This is a genomic window from Dietzia aerolata (assembly GCF_014144865.1).
In the GTDB taxonomy this organism is placed as follows: Bacteria; Actinomycetota; Actinomycetes; order Mycobacteriales; family Mycobacteriaceae; genus Dietzia; species Dietzia aerolata.
The window spans coordinates 23,601-42,293 of record NZ_JAALDM010000067.1 but is presented as its reverse complement, the minus strand read 5'-3'; the positions used below and the strand labels follow the sequence as shown (position 1 = coordinate 42,293).

The window sequence follows — 18,693 nt, the reverse complement described above, 5'->3', positions numbered from 1 at the left end:
GCCGGATCAGGCCCGGCCAGGACCGTGGGCAGCGCCGACCGACGGACCGTCAGGCGGACCCGCCGCCGGCGCCCCGCCGCCTCGGACCGGACCGCTGCGCACCAACGTCCTGGGCGCGATCTCCCTGGTCCTCGCCCCGATCGGGACCGGATTGTCCCTGCGCATAGAGATCTTCCCCCTGGGCTGGTTGACGCTGGCGATTGCGTTGATTCTCGGCGTGATCGCCCTGTTCATCCCCGAGCGACAGCGGGGGTTGGCGATAGCGGGGCTCATCGCGTCCGGGCTGGGCATGGTCGTGGCAGCGGTTGTTGCTCTGATCTATGTGTTTGCCACGGTGTTCGGCCTCTACTAGTTCACCTCGTGAGGCCTCACGGATCGAGACGTGGGCACCTACAGACGAGCCCTCGCCAGCCATGTTCTTGCTGCGCGCGGCGCCGATCATCGCCACCGCCGACTGGTCGCTCCCGCTTGCCGGGAGGCCGTCTTATTCATGCGCGCCGAGGAAGGCCATCGCTGCCACCAGCTGGGCGCGGGCCGCTGTGAGCAGGGTCGGGTCCTCCAGTGGGGCGAACTGCGGCGAGTGGTTGGCGGGAATCTCCTGCGCGACGGCCCCGCGCGAGAGGGCGTCGCGGTAGCGGGCCGGATCGACCGAACCGACGGTCCAGTACGTATACGGCACCCCGAACGCGTCGGGGATATAGGAGAAGTCCTCCGACGCGGTTACCCGATCCGTCTCGAACACCGACCCCTGCCCAAAGTGATCGGCGAATGCCTGAGCGACTTCCTCGGTGACCTGCGGATCGTTCCGGGTGAGCGGGTACTGGTCGTAATACTCGAACTGCGGCTCCGCCGGCGCTCCGGCTGCCACGCACTCGGCGCGGACGATGCGTTCGATCGCCGTGAGGACCCGGTCTCGCACATCCAGGTCGTAGGTGCGGATGTTGAGCAACAGCTCGGCGTGGTCCGGGATGATGTTCGCCGTAGTCCCTGCGGTGAGCGAGCCGACCGTCACCACCGCGAACCTCCCCGGCTCCACCTCGCGGGAGACGACGGTCTGCAACCGCAGAACGATGGACGACGCCAACACCACCGGATCGACCGACGTGTGCGGCATCGAACCATGCGCCCCGCGGCCGTGGATCGTGATGCGGAGCGAATCTCCAGCCGACAGGACCGGGCCCGTCACGGTGCCGATCATTCCCGCCGGAGTGGGCATGACGTGCTGCGACAGTGCCACGTCCGGCTTGGGCACCTTCTCCCGCAATCCGTCGTCGATCATCGCGCGGGCGCCGGCAGCGGTCTCCTCCCCCGGCTGGAACACCGCGATATAGGTGCCGCTCCACGCATGGCGGTGCTCTGCCAAAATGCGGGTGGCGCCCAGCAGCGCCGCCGCGTGGGCGTCGTGGCCGCACGCGTGCATGACGCCCGCGGTTTGGGAGGCGTACTCCAGGCCGGTGCACTCCTGGATAGGTAGCGCGTCGATGTCAGCGCGGGCCAACACAGCGGGCCCAGCGCCGTTCTCGATCACCGTCACCACGCCCGTCCCAGCCAGACGCAGCGGAGTGAGGCCCAGCGCCGCGAGCTCCTGCTCGATCCGCTCGGCCGTCGCGTGCTCGGCCATGCTCAGTTCCGGATGGCGGTGGAAGTGACGGTAGAGGTCACGGATCCACTCCAGGTGCCCCTCGACGTAGCCGGCCACCTCGGCCGCGAATGCCTTGCCGGACATCAGGCGGACTTCTTTACCGGGGTCTTGCGAGCGGTGGACTTCTTCGCAGCTGTCTCCTTGGCCGGGGCCTTCTTGGTGGTCGACTTGGAGGCCGATTTCTTCGCTGGCTGCTTCTTTTCGGTGGACTTCTTTGCCGCAGGCTTCTTGGCTGGCTCCTTTTTCGCGGCAGCCTTCTTCGCAGGAGACTTCTTGGTGGACGACTTGGTTCTCTTCTTCGCGGTCGACTTCTTTTTTGAGCGCGAGCCCTTGTCGTCGTCGTTGTCGTCGTCGTCATCGGAATCGGATTCGCCCACCTCGCCGCCACGATCCTTCACGCTCGCGCGGAGGGCGGCCAAGAGGTCGGCAACCTCGTCGTCACCATCGTCGTCGCCGGAATCCTCCTTCTCCTCCACCGTGAACGCCTCACCGCCAGCAGCCGTTGCCTCGATCAGTTCCTTGAGCTGATTCTGGTAATCGTCCTCGTACTTCTCCGGCTCGAAGTCAGCGGCCATGGTCTCGATGAGCGACGCGGCCATCTTCACCTCCTGCGGCCGGACCTTCGCCTCCTTGTCCAACCCGTCCAGGATCGCCGGGCGGATCTCGTCCGGCCACAACAACGTCTGCAGCATCAGCACGTCCTTATACACCCGTAGAGCACACAGTCGCGTGCGGTTACGGAGTGTGAACGTGCAGATCGCCAGCCGGTCCGTCGACTGCAGTGCCTCCCGCATCAGCACGTACGCCCGGTTCGAGCGCGACGCCGGCTCCAGGAAGTAGGCGCTGTCAAAGGCCACCGGATCCACCTGGTCCGCCGGGACGAACTCGGTCACCTCGATCTCGTGGGACTGCTCCACCGGCAGGCTCGCCAGGTCCTCCTTGGTGAGGATGACCATCTCGCCGTCCTCGGACTCGTACGCCTTGGCGATGTCGGAGAACTCGACCTCCTCGCCATTGTCGTCCCGCACCTTCTTGTAGCGGATGCGCACGCCGTCCTTCTTATCGACCTGCCGCGCGTGCAGATCGTGGTCCTCCGTCGCCGAATACACCTTGACCGGCACGTTCACCAGACCAAAGGAGAGCTCGCCCTTCCAGATAGATCGCATGAGATGAGTATGCGACAGACGGGGGCTCGGGGAAGCCGGACGCCGGTGCCCACGGCCGCTGTCACTTGGACCTACCTGTCGGACAAAGGTGACAGATGCAACACCAGGATGGTGCGGATGCGATGTTCTCAGTGTTCCTATAAGCTCTTACTTAGCTTTCGGCCGACAACATTCGCGGAGACCACCATGAAGTCCTACCTCAAGCCAGCCGGCGTGCTCGCCAGCGTGCTACTCATCCCCGCCCTGGTACCTGCGGTGTCCACCGCGGCCACGATGCCCGTCACCTCCACGAAGTCCTTCGACATCACCTGCGAAGTAACGCCCTCCGCCTCCATCGTCGACCCGCTCACGGTGACGACGGAGGCAGCGATTCAGGTCACCGCTCCGGAATCGGTCGAGACCGGAGAGGTCTTCACCGTGGACCTCCAAGTCGACGGTGTCACCGTCCCGACATCGTTCGAGGGAATCAGCGCCACCGACGTCTCGCGGATCAAGCTCGACCTCGACGTACCCGACAACGCCGAGTTCATCAGCGCCCAGATTCTCGACCCGGGCTCGTTCACGGCGGGCGTGGCACCGAGCATCATCCGAATCGATGAGAACGGTGTCCCATCGACGACCGGTGACTACCTCCGACTGTCGGGGGCCAACCAGACCATCGGCAACGGGCCGAACGTGTCACGGACCTCCCCCGCGGGAATGGCGGTTCGGCCGTCCGGCGGCGACGAAACCACACTGAGTTTCCCCCGACTTCGGCTCGTGCTCGAGGCCGGTGAGCCGGGCGTCGTCGAGCCGGGCATCCGCACCGATGGACAAGCCGGCGTGTTCGGCTCGGACGAGTCGTTCGTCAGCCTTCTCGCCCGCGCCAACGCGCCGATCATCGGAACCGTCTCAGCTCCGGTGACCTGTCAGCCGCGCAGCTCGGCAACGGCTCCACTCAACGAGGGCGCGGGACCGCTCACGACGATCGACGTGCTCGAGCCCGGCCCGGTCGACCCCGGCTCCGTGATCACACGCCTCGAGGGCCCCGGCTCGACCGACGTCGGCCAGTCGGCGTCCTTCGCCGCGAATGTCGGGGTCGCGGAGGACGAAGACACCATCGCCGATGTCGACGGCGGCTCCATCCAGTTCTTTGCCGACGGCGCCCCCATCGGCGCCCCTCGGCCGGTCGTCCGCGGGATCGCACGCCTCGACATGACCTTCAACGTGGCCGGGACCAAACTCGTCACCGCCGAGTACACCGACGCCGACGGCAACAGCGCCCGAGTCTCCAGCCCGCACGTCCTCACGGTTGTCGGACCAGAGCCGGACCCCACCGACCCCGTGGACCCGGAGCCCTCCGAGCCTGCCAACGGTTCATTGGGCGCCATCTTCGGCAGCCTCTCCGCATCCTGACACCCAGACTTTCAAAGGAGTCACCGATGACAACTCGTCGATTCGGTACCGCACTTGCAATCCCGGTGCTCGCAGCCGGCCTACTCACCACCCTCTCCCCCGCAGCGTCCGCGCAGGAGGGGCAAACCCGCGAAGTTCCGGTGACGCATGCCTGCGTGGGGGTGCCGTACCCCAACCCGGATGAGGTGCTCCAGGATCCGCCGAGCTGGATTCCGACGGAGCTACTCGGCATTTTGCGCCCTCTCATCCAGACGGCAACCTTCAACACGAGCGAGATCTCCGACAACGTCACGGTGACCGCGCCGGAGCGCGTGGAACCGGGTGAAGAGTTCACCGTTCGTCTGCAGCCGGGGGCAATGTCGCGGGATCGCGAGGTTTCCCGTCTCAGTTACGACTTCCGAGTTCCGACCGACGCCACCCTGATCGATTACCAGATCGTCTCCGGCACCGCCCAGGGGCTCAGAGGCACTCCCACACTGACGCGGGTCAATGCGGCCGGTCAGCAGTCGGAGACCGGCGAGTTCCTCCGGCTCTCCGGAGGCGACGCGACGGTGAATAACCGGCCGGCATGGGACCGGACGCTCGACGGTGGTGGGTGGGGCGACGGTCTCGGAGCTCCCGAAAATGGTCAGTTCCGGCTGCCCGCCATCGATCTGACCCTCACCGCCGAGGACGGCGCTACGGTCACTACCGGACTGCGCACCGGGCCCGCAGCCCCCGCGGCGGGCCCGGACGCGAGCATGGGGTTCCTCACCGAATACCGCACCTACTCGATCAACGAGTCATTCTGGATCTGGAGCATCGACCTCGAGGCCACCGTCGGCCACGCGAACTACTGCTCGGCCACCGGCCTGGGCCGGCAGGCCCTGTCCACGACTCAGGTGCACGGGGTCTACCAGACCGCCACCGAGATCGACGTGCAACTCGAAGCCCTCACCGGCGACGAGGTCCGCATCACCGCCGACGTGACGCCGAACCCTGGTCGGGGCACGGTCGAGTTCTACGACGGCGAGGACCTGATCGGCACCTCCACGGTCGGCGAGGACGGCACCGCCGAACTCGTCTGGCGGTTCCGTGACCCGGGTACGCACCCGATCACGGCGCGGTATGTCGGAGACGCGGAGTACCTTTCGTCCGAATCCGATACGCGCACCGTCGGGGTGACTGTTCCCGGCGAGCTCGTCATCGAACCCGAACCCGAGGAGCCGGTCGACCCGGACTTCCCCGAACCGGATACCGGTCTGCTCGGCAGCCTCATGGGAAGCCTCGGCAGCTGATCCGTCGATCTGGCCCTTGGGCCCCAAGTTCTAGGAGCAATTCATGTCTCGCACCCATTCAGGCGCCCTGGCGGCGCCCCAAGCGGCGCCCACGTGGTGGGGTCGCGCTGCCCTCGTGATGGCGGCAACCTTCGCCCTCGTCCTGGGAGTCGTCCCGGGGCTCAGCACCCCCGCCGCTGACGCCGGAACGGCCACCCTCGGCAATTTCCGCACCACCGTCACGGTGAACCAAGGCCAGAGCGACCTGCGTCCCGGCGGGCACGTTCGGTACGACATCACGGCGACGAATACGCAGAGCCGCTCAGGCGGATGGGGTGGTTTGATTCCGTACTACACTGCGCTCGTCCTCTACGGCATCGATGCACCAGCCGGACTGACTTACCGCAGTTCGGGAGGACAAATCTACTCCCCGGGGAACTGGGAGCAGGGTGGAAACTTCACCGGCGGAACCTCGGGCGACGTCGGAAACATCAGCGGAATTGGGGACCTCTTCAGCCGTGTGGGGGATCTAACGGTGCGGGGCCAGGACTCCCGCACCGGCTGGATCTCTTTCGATATCCCGGCGAACGCCCAGGGCGGAACCACCTACCAGGCGGGTCTTCGCCTGATCGACGCGGAAGTCGCCCCGTCGCCTTCGACCCCCTCCACGCGCACATCAGCCAACATCGCCGCGTTCACACTCGGCGCGGTCAGCTCGCAGACGCAGGTGACCGTCCCGCCGACAGTCGCTCGAGTGGGCGAGCCGGTCGACCTCACCGCGACCGTCGCCGCTGCGGCCGGCTCCAACACCCCAGCCGGCACGATGACCTTCACCGCGGATGGCCAGACGCAAACAGCCCCGGTCGTCAACGGCGTCGCCAATACGACCATGACGTTCGACACGACCGGCCCCAAGCCGGTCACGGTGACCTTTACGCCTACGAACACCACGCAGTGGCAGGGGTCGACTGGTAACGGCACGGTCCAGGTTGAGTCCGAGGCAACCCAGACGAACCTCGAGCTCGATGCGGTGGAGATCATCTCTGGTGACACCATCTCGGCTACCGCCACCGTGACGCCTGCCGACGCCAATGGCGACGTCCAGTTCACCGTTGGTGACCAGTCGCAGACAGTGCCCGTCACTGCCGGGACTGCCAGCACCGAGTTCACGCTCGACGTCCCAGAGAACGCCACCGTGACCGCGACGTTCCTGCCCGCGAACCCGCAGCGCTACACCAGCTCGACGGACACTGAGACCGTCATGGTGAGCAGCGAGCAGACCGAGACGGCAGTGGAGGTCTCCCCCGAGATCACTCGCGTCGGCGAGGACTCAACCCTGCAGGCGAATGTCACACCAGCTGACGCTGCAGGCACCGTGACCTTCGCCGTCGAAGGCGAGACCTACGCCGTCGAGGTCGTCGACGGAGTGGCCACTACGGCCCACCAGTTCGGCACCACAGGAGAAATCCTGGTGACCGCGGAGTTCACCCCGGCCGACACCAACCGGTATGCACCCAGCACCGGTCAGACCACCGCGAACGTACAGACTGAGGCCACCGAGACCAACCTGGAACTCGACGCGGTGCAGATCATCTCCGGCGACACGATCTCAGCCACTGCGCGCGTCACCCCTGCAGACGCAGAGGGTGACGTCGAGTTCGCCGTCAGCGGTCAAACTGAGACGGTTCCAGTAGTTGGAGGGGTCGCCACCGCCGAGTTCACGCTCGACGCGCTCGGCGACGCGACCGTAACCGCGACCTTCCTCCCGGCCAACCCGGAGCGGTACACCACTAGCACCGACACCGAGAGCGTCTCCGTGGCCACCGCGGACACACAACTGGCGATCACGGCGGCCGACGGCATCGTCCTGGACGAGCCCACGACGATCACCGCCACCGTCGCCTCAACCGACGCGGAGGGGACCGTGACGTTCACCGTGGACGGGAAGGAGTACGTGGTGGATGTGGTCGACGGCGTGGCGGTTGCCGAGCACACCTTCACCGAGTACGGCGAGTACCCGGTGACCGCAGTGTTCGCCCCAACGAACCCGGATCGGTACTCAGCCAGCGAAGCCGAGACGACGATTGTGATCGACCCGGTCACGGGCTCGCTCGACCTCGGCTCGCTCGAGATTGGTGGCGGCTCTGCCGAATGGTTCGCAGCCCTCGACCTGGGCAGCCTCGACGCCCTGGTCGGTAGCGCCGCTCAGCTCCCCAACTAACGGCTACACCACCAGCGCACAACGCCGCCGGCCCTTTCCGGGTCGGCGGCGTTTGCCGTCTCAGTCGCTTCCCGTCACCACTGGTAGTCGAGGAACTTCCCGTCGAGTGTGATCACTACGCGGTCCCCGTCGGGATCTTCGCGGCGCTGGAAGTCGACCTGGAAGTTGATCGCACTCATGATGCCGTCGCCGAACTCGTCGTGGATAAGCGCCTTGAGGGCCGGCCCATAGACCGCAAGCGCCTCGGTGAAGCGGTAGATTGTCGGGTCTGCCATCTCCTCGGCTGACGTGCCCCGGCTCGGCTGCATGGTCAGACCCTCGGAGACGTCCTCGCCCAGGCCGAGCAGCTCGCACACCGACCGGGCCTGCTCCGCCGACATCGGGTGCTGACCGAGCAGCGCTGCGGTGGTCCAGACCAAGGGCGTACCGAGGTGGTCGGCCAGCTCCGCCCAGGTGCGACCCTGACGGATCCGGGCCGAATCAACGTGGGCGGCGGCGTCGCTCTTGGACATGATGGGCTTCATCGTGGTTCCTCTCGCGTTTGTGTTCGGGGCGGACAGCCATCGCGGCCCTGCGGCCGGACAGTCTCCTTCCCCTGCTGACCTCGCATTGGATCAACTCGCGCAGAGGCCTGCAACCATGGCCTAAAGTAAGCACTTGTTAAGTCTGCCGGAGCCGGGGCCAATCGAATCGGACGACCGAGGCAGGATTCAGCGGCCACGAAAAACGTGCTGGCAGAGGAGCAATGTGAGCAAGTTCGCGCGGTTGAGCAACCCGTTCCGCAAGTACGGATCTGATTCCAAGCGCGGTAAGGAACCGCTGCCGCCCGCCCCGTATCCAACTCCGCCGAGCCCGCTCCCCGAGCCCGCGCCGCGCAGATCTCTGAGGGCGCTGCTGCGAAAGAGCTCGCCAGTCGCCCAGTTGGCCGAACGTGTGGGCCTCTCCCCGACCGACCACACCTCTTCGGTCACCGAGCTCGCCGGGGACGAACCCCGAACGTGGCGCGACTGGCGGCCCGGTTTCGCGCTCAGAGGGCGAGGATCAACCCGTCCGGCTGAGCCGATCCTGATCCCGGAGCCAGAGCCCGAGCCAAAGCTGACGTTCGCGACCAAGCACGCGGTGGTCGCAGCTGTGGGCGCGGTTGCCGTGGCGGCGCTGGGCGTAGTGGGATTCGTCCAGCTCGGCGGTCCCGATGAGCCAGCGCCGCAGCCAGCCGCTGCGTACACCGAGGCCGACCCGGCGCCCCGCGAACCGGCCCGCGAGCCCGCACCGCTCCCGGCCGAGGACGTCGAACCTGCGCCGGACTCCGCGATCGCCCCCGAGGCCGCCGACCTTGTAGAGCCGGGACCTGCGCTGCCCGATGAGGCCCTCCCGGACACGCCCGCCGGTGAACCAGCCCCCGCAGCAGTGCCCCCACCCGCTCCGATCGCCGAACCGGCGCCTGCTGCCAACCCGGTGCCCGCCCCTGCACCCGACCCCGCGCAAGCTCCCGCTCCGGTACCTGCGCCGGCCGGGTTCATGTACAAGAATTGCGCCGAGGCCCGAGCCGCCGGCGCGACACCGATTCTGGCTGGAACTCCGGGCTTCGGGCCGCACCTGGACAAAGACGGAGACGGGGTCGGCTGCCAGTCGGGCTGACCCGGCACGGTGCGGTGGTTCTGGGGCTGAGGTCGTTGTCGTCGTCGTCAAATAAACACAGCGGCCGTCGCGGGGGCTCGTGGTCGTTTCGGGGTTGTGCGGCACGGGCCGGTAGTTTCCGTGCGGGAGAGCAGGCAATCGTGTCACCGACCACGTGGGAAGAGAAACCATGAACGCCCCCGCTGGCACCGTTCGCGCCGTCGGAGTGACCACCTACGGAGGGCCCGACGCGCTGCAGGTCGCCCACGTCCCCACCCAGAAACTCGGGCCGACCGACGCCCGCGTGCGCGTCTCAGCCGCCACCACCAACCCCACCGGCACCTACACCCGCAACGGATCCCGCTCCAAGACCGGCACCCCGCGCGGAGCTGCAGATGTGCCGGGCATGGATATCGCGGGAACGCTTCTGGAGATCGGCGAGGACGCGGCCACGGCCCTGGCTGTCGGTGACCGGGTGATGGGGATCGCCATACCCCGCGACGAGCACGGGGCGTATTGCGACGCGCCGCGGGGCCGTTCAGCTCGAGCAGACACAATGGAGCCATGGTTTCCCCGGAACAGCGCGCACGGTTCGAGCGTTTCGCGCCGCTCTTGGTCCGCGAGGGCGTCGATATACGCACTGCGGGCATCGCCGACCTCGAGGCCGGAATGCAGCGCGCACAGCAGCGCCACCGAGTTGCCGTCGAGCAGGTCCGGGCCGTCCTGGCCGCCCACGCGCGGGGCGACACCTCGGCCGCCGGCGAGCTCCTCGAGGCCCTGGAGATGACTGCCGATGCCTCTCCCCCGCCGATCCCCGACGCCCTGACCGTGGCCTCCCGCTTCGCCCAGCTCGCACAGTCGCTGGCGCCGCAGCTGCCCGCCGCAGTCATCGCCCAGACCCGCGACAGTGCCGGGCTCCCTGACGCCCCTGACGGCATGGCAGGCCTTTTCGATGCGGTCCTGCTCGACTGCGACGCCTCCACCGGCATGCGCACCGTGATCAGCGAGCACGGGCTGGCGTCCGCCCTCTACGCGGCCGCGGCCATGACCAGCGCGGTGTTCAGCCTGTGGTCGAAGCAGTCCGGCGAGTCGATGGACGAACTCATCAGCAGCCACGCCTGAGAGGGCTTCCCGCAGGGCGAGCGGCGGGCTCGTCTCTGTTCCCCCTCACCACTTGTAGTCGAGGAACTTCCCGTCCAGCGTGATCACGACGCGGTCGCCGTCCGGGTCGGGGCGGCGCGCGAAGTCGATCCGGAAGTTGATCGCGGACATGATGCCGTCGCCGAACTCCTCATGGATCAGTGCCTTGAGCGCCGGCCCGTAGACCGACAGCGCCTCGGTGAAGCGGTAGATCGTCGGATCCGCCATCAGCTCCGCGGGCGTGCCCCGACCGGGCTGGCGGACGAGCCCCTCCGCGACGTCCTCGCCGAGGCCCAGCAGTTCACACACCGACCGCGCTTGCTCCGTCGTCAACGGGTGCTGGCCGAGCAATGCCGAGGTGGTCCACACCAGCGGCGCGCCCAGGTGCTCGGCCAGCTCGGCCCACGTGCGGCCCTGGCGGATGCGGGCGGAATCGATATGCGCGGCGGCCTCGGACTTGGACATGATCGGGGACATCAACGACTCCTTGGAATATGAGGGCGGGGTGCTGACAACGTCAGGCCGCGGGGACCTTCGCGGCGGCTGCGGCGTCGCCACCGTTGTCGACTCCGGGGGCGCCACCAGCGGGGATCTCCTCGCACAGGCGCGGGGCCTTGGTGCGCGCGTGCGTGACGTACAGCGATAGTCCCACGAACACCAGACCTCCGACGACGTTCCCGACAACCGTCGGGATCTCGTTCCACACCAGGTAGTCGCCGATAGAGAAGTCTCCGCCCAGCATGAGCCCGGTCGGGAACAGGAACATGTTGACCACCGAGTGCTCGAACCCCATGTAGAAGAACAGCATCACGGGCATCCACATGGCCAGAGCCTTGCCGCTCACGCTGGTGGACATCATCGCGCCCACCACGCCGGTGGAGACCATCCAGTTGCACAGCACGCAGCGGAAGAACAGGGTCGCCATCCCGGCCGCCCCGTGCTCGGCGTAGCCCAGGGTCCGTGCTTCGCCGATCTCCCCGAGCCGCTGCCCCACCTCGTCCGGTGCGACGTTGAATCCGTAGGTGGTGATGAACGAGATGAGGAACGCCACGGTGAGGGCGCCGGCGAAGTTGCCCAGAAAGACCAGGCCCCAGTTGCGCAGAACCCCGCCAACCGTGGCTCCCCGACGCTTGTCGATCAGTGCCAGCGGCACCAGCGTGAATACACCGGTCAGCAGGTCGAAGCCCAGGAGATACAGCAGGATGAATCCGATCGGGAACAGCACCGCCCCGAGCAGTGCGCTGCCGGTCTGCACCGTGACAGTGACCGCGAACGCCGCCGACAGCGCCAGGATCGCTCCGGCCATGAAGCCGCGGATCAGGGTGTCGCGGGTGGACATGTGGACCTTCTTCTCCCCGGCGTCGATCATCGCGCGGGTGAAGTCCTGGGGTTGAACGTAGGACACGTGGCTTCCTCCATGTTGACCAAGGCCGCGGTGGCGACCTGGCCCAGAGTCTGGACCTGCTTCATGACGTGGTCGTTTCGTTCAAGCAGCGTGTGGTTACCGAAGACGCACAGCGCGGATGGGCAGCAGTGAGAGCGGACGGGCATCTGCGAGCGCTGATCTGATGAGACGGGCGACAGGTCGTGCGCAGGTGGCACCGACCGGGGGTTACGCGTCCGAAATGGTCCTTACATGACGCATAGGTGCGCTTCGAGCGGGCAGAGAGGACGCGCAAGCCGAAGCGGGCGCGTAACCCGTGGGCGTTCAGCGCTGCGGACGGCGCAGGGGCCTCGATTCGGGCCGGTCGCCGGTGTCGTACCCGAGTGACAGAGTGGGGGCATGGCGAGCAAGGGCAGCAAGGAGTCGGTCAAGGTCGACGGGCAGTCGGTGCGGTTCACGCATCCGGACAAGGTGCTGTACGACGCCACGGGCACCACCAAGGCCGACGTGCTCGAGTACTACCGGGCCGTCGCGCCCCTGCTCATCGAGTACGCAGGGAACCGGCCCGTCACCCGCAAGCGTTGGCCCGACGGCACCACCGACAAGTCCTTCTTCGAGAAGAACCTGCCGCAGCACGCGCCCGACTGGGTGCCGCAGGTGACAATCGAACACTCCAAACGCGACGTCACCTATCCCGTGCTCGACTCCCCCGCGACGCTCGCGTGGTTCGCCCAACAGGCCGCGCTCGAGCTGCACGTGCCGCAGTGGACCCTGTCGAACGGCGAGCCGGGGCGGACGCGGCGCATCATCATTGACCTGGACCCCGGCGAGGAAGTCGATTTGGATACGACGGCGAGGGTGGCCCTCCGCGTCCGCGACCTGCTGGACGAGACAGGACTCGAATCGTTCCCGGTCACCAGTGGCTCCAAGGGGATCCATCTCTACGCCCGCCTGGACAAGGCCGTCACTTCCAAAGGCGCCTCCGCGGTGGCCAAGCAGATCGCGCAGTCACTGGAAAAGCAGACGCCCGACCTGGTCACGGCCACCATGAAGCGCTCCATCCGCTCGGGCAAGGTGTTCGTGGACTGGAGCCAGAACAGTGGCGCCAAGACCACCGTCGCGCCGTACTCCCTGCGCGGGCGGGCCGAACCCTGGGTCGCGGCGCCCAGGTCGTGGGAAGAACTCGGCGACGGCGACCTCAAGCACCTGCACTGGGACGCGGTGCTCAAGCGCCTGGACTCCGACGGCGATCTGCTCGACGGCCTCGAAACATCCGGTTCTGGCTCTGGCTCTGGCTCCGCCAAGAAGAAGCCAGCCAAGAAGGCCGCGTCGAAAAAGGCACCCGCCAAGAAGACGGCTTCCTCTGCCGGTTCCGCCTCACGGACCAAGCAATCTGGGGGCGGCAAGAAGAGCTCGTCGTCGTCCTCGTCGTCTTCGTCGTCGTCCGATGACGAGGACCCCGAGCCCGCCGACGCCAGCTCCGTCGACGCCAGCTCAGCCGACACCTCCACCACCGACGCCTCCTCTAGCGACGCCGACCGCGCCGCCACGGATCCCGGCTGCGACGCCGAACCCGCCAGCGCGGAAGCTGTGGTCACCAGCCTGGCGGAATACCGGCGTAAGCGGGATCGTCGCAATACGCCGGAGCCGTTCGAAGGCGAGGTCGAGACTGATCGCGACGACGTCGACGGCCCGATCTTCGTGATTCAGGAGCACCACGCCCGGCGGTTGCATTTCGACCTGCGGCTCGAGCATCACGGGGTGTTGGCGTCGTGGGCCGTGCCCAAGAATCTGCCGACCGAGCCCAAGGACCGGCGGCTGGCCGTGAACACCGAGGACCATCCGCTCGGGTACGAGACGTTCGAGGGCACCATCCCCAAGGGCGAATACGGCGCTGGCCACATGACCATCTGGGATCACGGCTGGTACGAATGCGAGAAATGGCGGGCCGACGAGATCATCGTGTGGCTGCACGGTGAGAAGGTCTCCGGTCGGTACGTCCTCGTGCGTACGAGCGCGGAGAAGAATCAGTGGATCGTGCAGTACATGAAGGACCAGTCGCCGGACTCCTTCTATGGCGGGCGGGACAATCCGAAGTCGTCGTATCCGGCTGATCGCGCGGCTGCCGGCTCTGCGCCAGCCGACGCCGATTCCCCTGCGGACACCGGCCACGCCGCGCCTGTCATCGACGGCCCCGGCTCCGACCGGCCCGCCGCTCCCCTGCTTCCGATGATCCCCACCTCCGCCGACGTGACCGCGCTGCCCGAGGACAAGTGGGCATTCGAAGGCAAGTGGGACGGCTACCGGGTGACTGTCGCGTCGAACGGCGAGCAATCGCGCATGGTCAGCCGCAACGGCAACGCCATGGACTGGCTGACCGACGGCTTCCCCGGCCTCGCGCAGGCATTCGGCACATCGGCGGTCATCGACGCCGAACTCGTGGTGCTCGACTCCACCGGTGTCCCCGACTTCGCTGCACTAGCCAAGCAGGCCGGTGCCGGCGGCTCGGATGAGTCGATCGCGCCGGTGCACCTGTTCGTCTTTGACGTGCTGCAGTTCGACGGCGTGGACCTGCGGTCGCAGTCGTGGGAGCGGCGCCGCGAAGTGCTGGACCTGATCACCCCGCGGCTGGCCGACGTCCCGCGCGTGCAGGTGCCGGGTGTTCTCGACGGCCCCGGCGACCGCGCCCTGGCCGAGGCGGAGGAGTTCGGCTGGGAAGGCATCGTGGCCAAGCGCCGTGACTCCCGGTACGAGTCGGGGCAGCGGTCGCGGTCGTGGCTCAAGCACAAGCTGCTCACCACCACCGATGCCGTGGTGGGGGGCTGGAGACCCGGCAAGGGCGGACGCTCCGGCGGATTGGGCTCACTACTACTGGGCCTGCCGGCGGAGACCGGGCTGACCTACATCGGCCGCGTGGGCACCGGCTTCACGGACAAGCAGGCGCGTGCGCTACTCGACGAGCTCGAGCCGCTGAGCCGCAAGACCAGCCCTTTCGTGGCCGAACTCCCTTCCGACGCCCGCCGCGACGCGAAGTGGGTGCTGCCCAAACTCGTGGTGGAGGTCCGCCACCAGGGTTTCACCGACGACGGCCACATGCGCCAACCCTCCTGGCGCGACATCCGGCGGGACAAACTCCCCGGCGACCTGTAGTCCCCACCCGCAAGCCCGCCGTCGCAAGCCCACTGCCGCTCGCGGAATTCATCGTCGGAGCCCCCACCGATTTGGAAGCAACCACGGCGAAGTTGGCAGCAACCATGGCGCCGAAGTCGCCCGACTGTCGAACTGTGTGCTTCCAATTCAAGGTGCGCCGCCGCAGTCCCAGCCTGACCCGTCGACTACCTCTGGAACATGCGTCCGAACTTCCGGACACCCGGCGTCCGGTACTCGTAAATTTTCCGCCGGAGCTGCAGCGTCAGCGCGTCCACGGATGCCGTCCGCTCCACCAGCTCGCCCGCGGTCACCGCGGAGTCGGCGGCGGGGTCGGCCACAGCGCTTTGGGCGATGGCAAGAGCGGACTGAGATTGCTCGAGGGCGAGGTGAGCGCTCTCGAGCGCGTCGAGGAACTCAGAGTCGCGGGCGGCCTTGGCTTCGATCTCCGGAAACTCGCTGGCAAGCCGAGTCCCCACCGCGCGACTTTCCCGCAGTTCGTACCACTGCTCAACCGTCATCGAGAGAGCGGAGAGGGCCGCAGAGTGGGCGGCTTCTGCAGCGGAGCGCGTCTTCGCGGTCGTCGCCTGGAGCGGATCCACCCCGGCGACGAGCCGACGGCGGCGCGCGAGGTCCTCAATACCGGAGCGCACCAGCCAACTCGTGTAGCCCAGCCACCCCGCCACCACTGCGAGCAGCACCAACGCCACCACGAGCAGCGCGACCAGACGAATCATCAGTGTCCCCGCCCCGGGCCACGGGCGTGACAGTGGCTGCGCTCGGGCCTCACCGCCACTCCCCCACCACCAGCGACACGAGCAGTGCGAGAGGAATCCCCACCGAGACGGCGGCGCCGAGGAGCTTGGCGACCCCCGACCACCACAGTCGCGACACCTCCGCCCGCGCGCCGGCGGCGTCGAGCACCGCGGCGTGCTCGGCCTCGATCATCAGTCGCGCCGCGGTGACATCTGGCCACCCGCGCGGCACCCGGCGAAAAGGGTTGGCCCCGAGCTCGTCCGCGCCCAGGGCGTCGCGCTGCGCGGACCAGTCCCGCAGTCCCGAGTTCAGCGCGGTCCGAGCACGCTCCGCGGCTGCATATTGCTGCTGCCCAGAAGTGCGGACAACTAGCCCATCTGACGACATTCGGCACCCCTCCTGCGCAGTAGGTTTCCACTGTCGCACGTTCAGCGCCCGACTGTAGAGCACCCATCTGTCACTCCACGCCGCGCGCGGAGTTCGTCATCGCCGCTGCGAACCCTCCCGGCGTGACTTCGCGGCCGAATGACTCCCTCACAGATCGGCAACAAGTCAGCAGCAGAGCCCGCCCCCAGTGATTTGGAAGCAACCACGCCGCACTTGGCAGCAGCCATGGCGCCGAAATCGCCCGACTTGCGACCTGAGTGCTTCCAATTCGAGGGCCAGTGCACCAGAGAACGCGTGTGCCTCCGGAGACAGCGTGAGACCGGGCCAGCAACTGCTAGAGCACAGCGGCGGGTGCGTCTACCTGATCAATCGTCGGAAAGTTCCGCTTGGCGTAGCCAGCGATGGACCGGATCGCAGCAACATTGATCGTGCCGCCCACAGCGCCGCCGGCAACGGGAACAACCTTCACGAGGTTTATCGTGCCTTTTGTGCCGAACTTGGTGACGAGTCGGAACCCGACTGCCTTGTTTATTTTGGTCAGCGCCGAGCCTGGAACTTTCTTGAGCGCTGAGAGCGCGGTCTTGGTCCCTATCTCGACGCCCGCCTTGGACATCGCTTCGACTCCGGCCGAGCCGATCAGCGAGACCGCTATGACGCTGCGAACTTCCTCGCTGTCGACGTCATAGCCCTGAATGTGAGCGATTGCGGCGATCATCCTTGTCGCCCGCGTGTAAAGCACAGTGACGTCTGCAGGGATCGCGACGACCATCGTCGCCAAGCCACCGAGACCCGAGACAAAACCTGAGGCACCCACAACGCGAGTGTGCGTGGCAATAACCTTTTTGACCGCTTTGTCCCGATCATTTCCAGCATGTTTCAGTGCTTCTTCCGCGACGGTCTTGGCGCTCTTGACCGGGCCGAAGCCGTTGACGCCCGCGTCCAGAATGAGATTAATCGTGGCGGCCGAGGCGGCTTCAATATCCCCATCGGACAGGGATTGCTGGATCTCTTTTAACCGCGCACGGTTCTCTTCTGCCATGACCAGAGGCCCTTCTCCGTAGCCGCGGGAGCCGAAAATTCTCACCTCGGCTGCCGATGAGTTCGGTGCCTCGTGCCGCAGACGAGACTGATAAGAATTATCACACCAGACCGGCGGTATTCAGAAAATTCAGGCCCCAGCCAACACCCCCGCTTCGAGGCGCTCGTATCCGGCTTCCATGCCGTAGGTCATGCCGGTGCCCAGGATCATGTCGCGCTGTTCGAGGCTGTCATAGGTGATCACCAGCGAGATCAGAGTCCCGCCCTCGACCGGCGTGAGTGTCTGCTCGTTGTGGGTCGGCGGGCCGTCGACGCCTTCCATGGTTTCCAGGAACACCTCGCGGTGCGGCGGGTCGGTCTCCAACAGCTCGCCGGTCAGAGCGAACTCCTGCCCCTCGACTCCGTCCCGCGGCGCGTAGGCATAACGGTGGCGATCTCCGGGAGCCGTGGCCACCGTGCATTCGACAAAGTCCCAGCCGTCGGGGCCGTAGCACCACTGTCGCAGCAGCTCCGGCTGGTGATGCGCCGCCCAGACCTGCTCCGGCGTTCCCCGCACCACGCGACTGATCCGCACCCGCGTGTCGCTGAGCATCTGCGCCTGCGTGGCCCGGTCAGCGGCAAAGGTGCGGAGATCGGCCAGCACGTCGTCGATCTGCCCCATCGCCAGGACCGTGCCCTCCTCCATGCCCATGCTGACCAGCTGCTCGAGTTCGGTGAGGCTGTTGAAGTACGTGGTGGTGCGCAAGCGGGATCCGGTGTCGGTCTCCTCGAAGAGGAATACAGCGCGCATCCGCGGCAGGTCGGTGTTCGGGGTGCCGTCGTCGTGGGTGAATCCGTCGATCACCTCGAACGAGCGCCCCTCTTCCACCGCGAGGAACTCCCAGTAGCCGCCGGCGCGGCTGCCGTCGGGGCCGGTCATGTAGTAGTTCGACAGGCCTCCGGGGGTCAGGTCGTGGCGGTCGAAGGTCGCGGGCCAGGTGGGCGGGCCCCAGAATTTTTCGAGTTGGCGGGGGTCGGCGTAGGCGTCCCACAGGCGCCTGACGGAGACCGGAAAGTCGGCGACGATCTCCATCGTCAGCTTCTCGAGATCCTTGTCGACGGACGTGACTGGCATGGTGTGCCTCCCTGGGTTGCCGAGCGCTGACGGCTCGGGGCGTGCTGTCCGGTTGGGGTTCGGGGGATTCAGTCCTCGGCCAGGAGTGCGTCGAGGCGATCGATGCGACTGCGCCACAGGCGTTCGTAGCTGTCGAGCAGGCGCTGCGCTTGTCGGATGGCGTCGGGATTGCCGCGGATCCGGCGCTCGCGGCCGGCGCGGTGATGGCTGACCAGTCCCGCTTCCGCCAGCACGTTGACGTGTTTGCGGACCGCGGCGAACGACATGTCGTACCGGTCGGCGAGTTCGGAGACCGACGCCTCCTCGGCGAGGGTGCGGCGAACGATGTCGCGGCGCGTGGCATCGGCGAGTGCCCGGAAGATCCTGTCGACGTCGGCATCGCTGAAGTCCGTCTCGTGCGCCTGATGTGAAACCATTTGGTATCACGTTA

16 protein-coding genes and 2 pseudogenes are annotated in these 18,693 nt (G+C 67.0%); 8 read left to right on the top strand and 10 right to left on the bottom strand.

Features of this window, described 5'->3' with window-relative positions:
- A pseudogene (locus G6016_RS05295) lies at window positions 1-352 on the top strand (hypothetical protein); the annotation flags it as partial.
- 132 nt (window positions 353-484) lie between these two features.
- Here the strand turns inward: G6016_RS05295 and G6016_RS05290 are convergent.
- Together G6016_RS05290 and ku are read right to left on the bottom strand one after the other, a co-directional pair.
- On the bottom strand, window positions 485-1,726 hold the full coding sequence (locus tag G6016_RS05290) for an amidohydrolase (RefSeq protein WP_182631646.1): 1,242 nt from the start codon (window positions 1,724-1,726) through the stop codon (window positions 485-487).
- Window positions 1,726-2,808 carry a non-homologous end joining protein Ku gene (gene ku, locus G6016_RS05285; protein WP_182631645.1) on the bottom strand — a complete coding sequence of 361 codons (1,083 nt, stop codon included), beginning with the start codon at window positions 2,806-2,808 and terminating at the stop codon, window positions 1,726-1,728. The genes G6016_RS05290 and ku overlap by 1 nt, the downstream gene beginning before the upstream one ends.
- A gap of 186 nt (window positions 2,809-2,994) precedes the next feature.
- On the opposite strand from ku, the gene G6016_RS05280 reads away from it, so the two are divergent.
- Genes G6016_RS05280 through G6016_RS05270 form a run of 3 tightly spaced genes read left to right on the top strand, consistent with a single transcriptional unit; the run spans window position 2,995 to window position 7,680 of the window.
- The gene (locus G6016_RS05280) at window positions 2,995-4,203 is read left to right on the top strand and encodes an Ig-like domain-containing protein (RefSeq protein WP_182631644.1); all 1,209 of its coding nucleotides are present in this window, start codon (window positions 2,995-2,997) and stop codon (window positions 4,201-4,203) included.
- A gap of 26 nt (window positions 4,204-4,229) precedes the next feature.
- A complete protein-coding gene (locus G6016_RS05275) occupies window positions 4,230-5,480 on the top strand; it encodes an Ig-like domain-containing protein (protein WP_182631643.1) in 1,251 nt (416 codons plus the stop codon).
- Between the two features lie 43 nt (window positions 5,481-5,523).
- Window positions 5,524-7,680, top strand: a complete 2,157-nt coding sequence (locus G6016_RS05270) for an Ig-like domain repeat protein (RefSeq protein WP_182631642.1) — start codon at window positions 5,524-5,526, stop codon at window positions 7,678-7,680.
- A gap of 74 nt (window positions 7,681-7,754) precedes the next feature.
- On the opposite strand, the gene cynS (G6016_RS05265) is transcribed toward G6016_RS05270, so the two are convergent.
- Complete coding sequence (cynS, locus tag G6016_RS05265) at window positions 7,755-8,204, bottom strand: cyanase (RefSeq protein WP_182631641.1); 450 nt, start codon at window positions 8,202-8,204, stop codon at window positions 7,755-7,757.
- Window positions 8,205-8,427: 223 nt separating this feature from the next.
- Between cynS (G6016_RS05265) and G6016_RS05260 the strand changes: the two genes are divergently transcribed.
- The 3 genes and pseudogenes from G6016_RS05260 to G6016_RS05255 all read left to right on the top strand — a co-directional run bounded on the left by G6016_RS05260 (window position 8,428) and on the right by G6016_RS05255 (window position 10,419).
- The gene (locus G6016_RS05260; protein WP_338403523.1) at window positions 8,428-9,318 is read left to right on the top strand and encodes an excalibur calcium-binding domain-containing protein; all 891 of its coding nucleotides are present in this window, start codon (window positions 8,428-8,430) and stop codon (window positions 9,316-9,318) included.
- Window positions 9,319-9,487: 169 nt separating this feature from the next.
- Window positions 9,488-9,760, top strand: a pseudogene (locus tag G6016_RS17660) (NADP-dependent oxidoreductase); the annotation flags it as partial.
- Window positions 9,761-9,861: 101 nt separating this feature from the next.
- Entirely contained in the window at window positions 9,862-10,419 is a 558-nt protein-coding gene (locus tag G6016_RS05255; RefSeq protein ID WP_241729777.1) for a hypothetical protein, read from the top strand.
- A gap of 45 nt (window positions 10,420-10,464) precedes the next feature.
- Here G6016_RS05255 and cynS (G6016_RS05250) read toward each other — a convergent pair whose 3' ends face one another.
- Both cynS (G6016_RS05250) and G6016_RS05245 read right to left on the bottom strand, forming a co-directional pair.
- Entirely contained in the window at window positions 10,465-10,914 is a 450-nt protein-coding gene (gene cynS / locus G6016_RS05250; RefSeq protein ID WP_182631638.1) for a cyanase, read from the bottom strand.
- Window positions 10,915-10,954: 40 nt separating this feature from the next.
- Window positions 10,955-11,842, bottom strand: a complete 888-nt coding sequence (locus G6016_RS05245) for a formate/nitrite transporter family protein (protein ID WP_182631637.1) — start codon at window positions 11,840-11,842, stop codon at window positions 10,955-10,957.
- 378 nt (window positions 11,843-12,220) lie between these two features.
- Between G6016_RS05245 and G6016_RS05240 the strand changes: the two genes are divergently transcribed.
- On the top strand, window positions 12,221-14,971 hold the full coding sequence (locus G6016_RS05240; RefSeq protein ID WP_182631636.1) for an ATP-dependent DNA ligase: 2,751 nt from the start codon (window positions 12,221-12,223) through the stop codon (window positions 14,969-14,971).
- 185 nt (window positions 14,972-15,156) lie between these two features.
- Here G6016_RS05240 and G6016_RS05235 read toward each other — a convergent pair whose 3' ends face one another.
- The 5 genes from G6016_RS05235 to G6016_RS05215 all read right to left on the bottom strand — a co-directional run bounded on the left by G6016_RS05235 (window position 15,157) and on the right by G6016_RS05215 (window position 18,679).
- Window positions 15,157-15,705 carry a hypothetical protein gene (locus G6016_RS05235; protein WP_182631635.1) on the bottom strand — a complete coding sequence of 183 codons (549 nt, stop codon included), beginning with the start codon at window positions 15,703-15,705 and terminating at the stop codon, window positions 15,157-15,159.
- 49 nt (window positions 15,706-15,754) lie between these two features.
- Window positions 15,755-16,111 carry a hypothetical protein gene (locus G6016_RS05230; RefSeq protein WP_182631634.1) on the bottom strand — a complete coding sequence of 119 codons (357 nt, stop codon included), beginning with the start codon at window positions 16,109-16,111 and terminating at the stop codon, window positions 15,755-15,757.
- Between the two features lie 334 nt (window positions 16,112-16,445).
- Window positions 16,446-17,150 carry an EcsC family protein gene (locus G6016_RS05225; protein ID WP_182631633.1) on the bottom strand — a complete coding sequence of 235 codons (705 nt, stop codon included), beginning with the start codon at window positions 17,148-17,150 and terminating at the stop codon, window positions 16,446-16,448.
- A 129-nt stretch (window positions 17,151-17,279) separates the two neighbouring features.
- Entirely contained in the window at window positions 17,280-18,263 is a 984-nt protein-coding gene (locus G6016_RS05220) for an SRPBCC family protein (RefSeq protein ID WP_182631632.1), read from the bottom strand.
- A 68-nt stretch (window positions 18,264-18,331) separates the two neighbouring features.
- Complete coding sequence (locus G6016_RS05215; RefSeq protein WP_182631631.1) at window positions 18,332-18,679, bottom strand: ArsR/SmtB family transcription factor; 348 nt, start codon at window positions 18,677-18,679, stop codon at window positions 18,332-18,334.
- Window positions 18,680-18,693 lie beyond the last annotated feature (14 nt).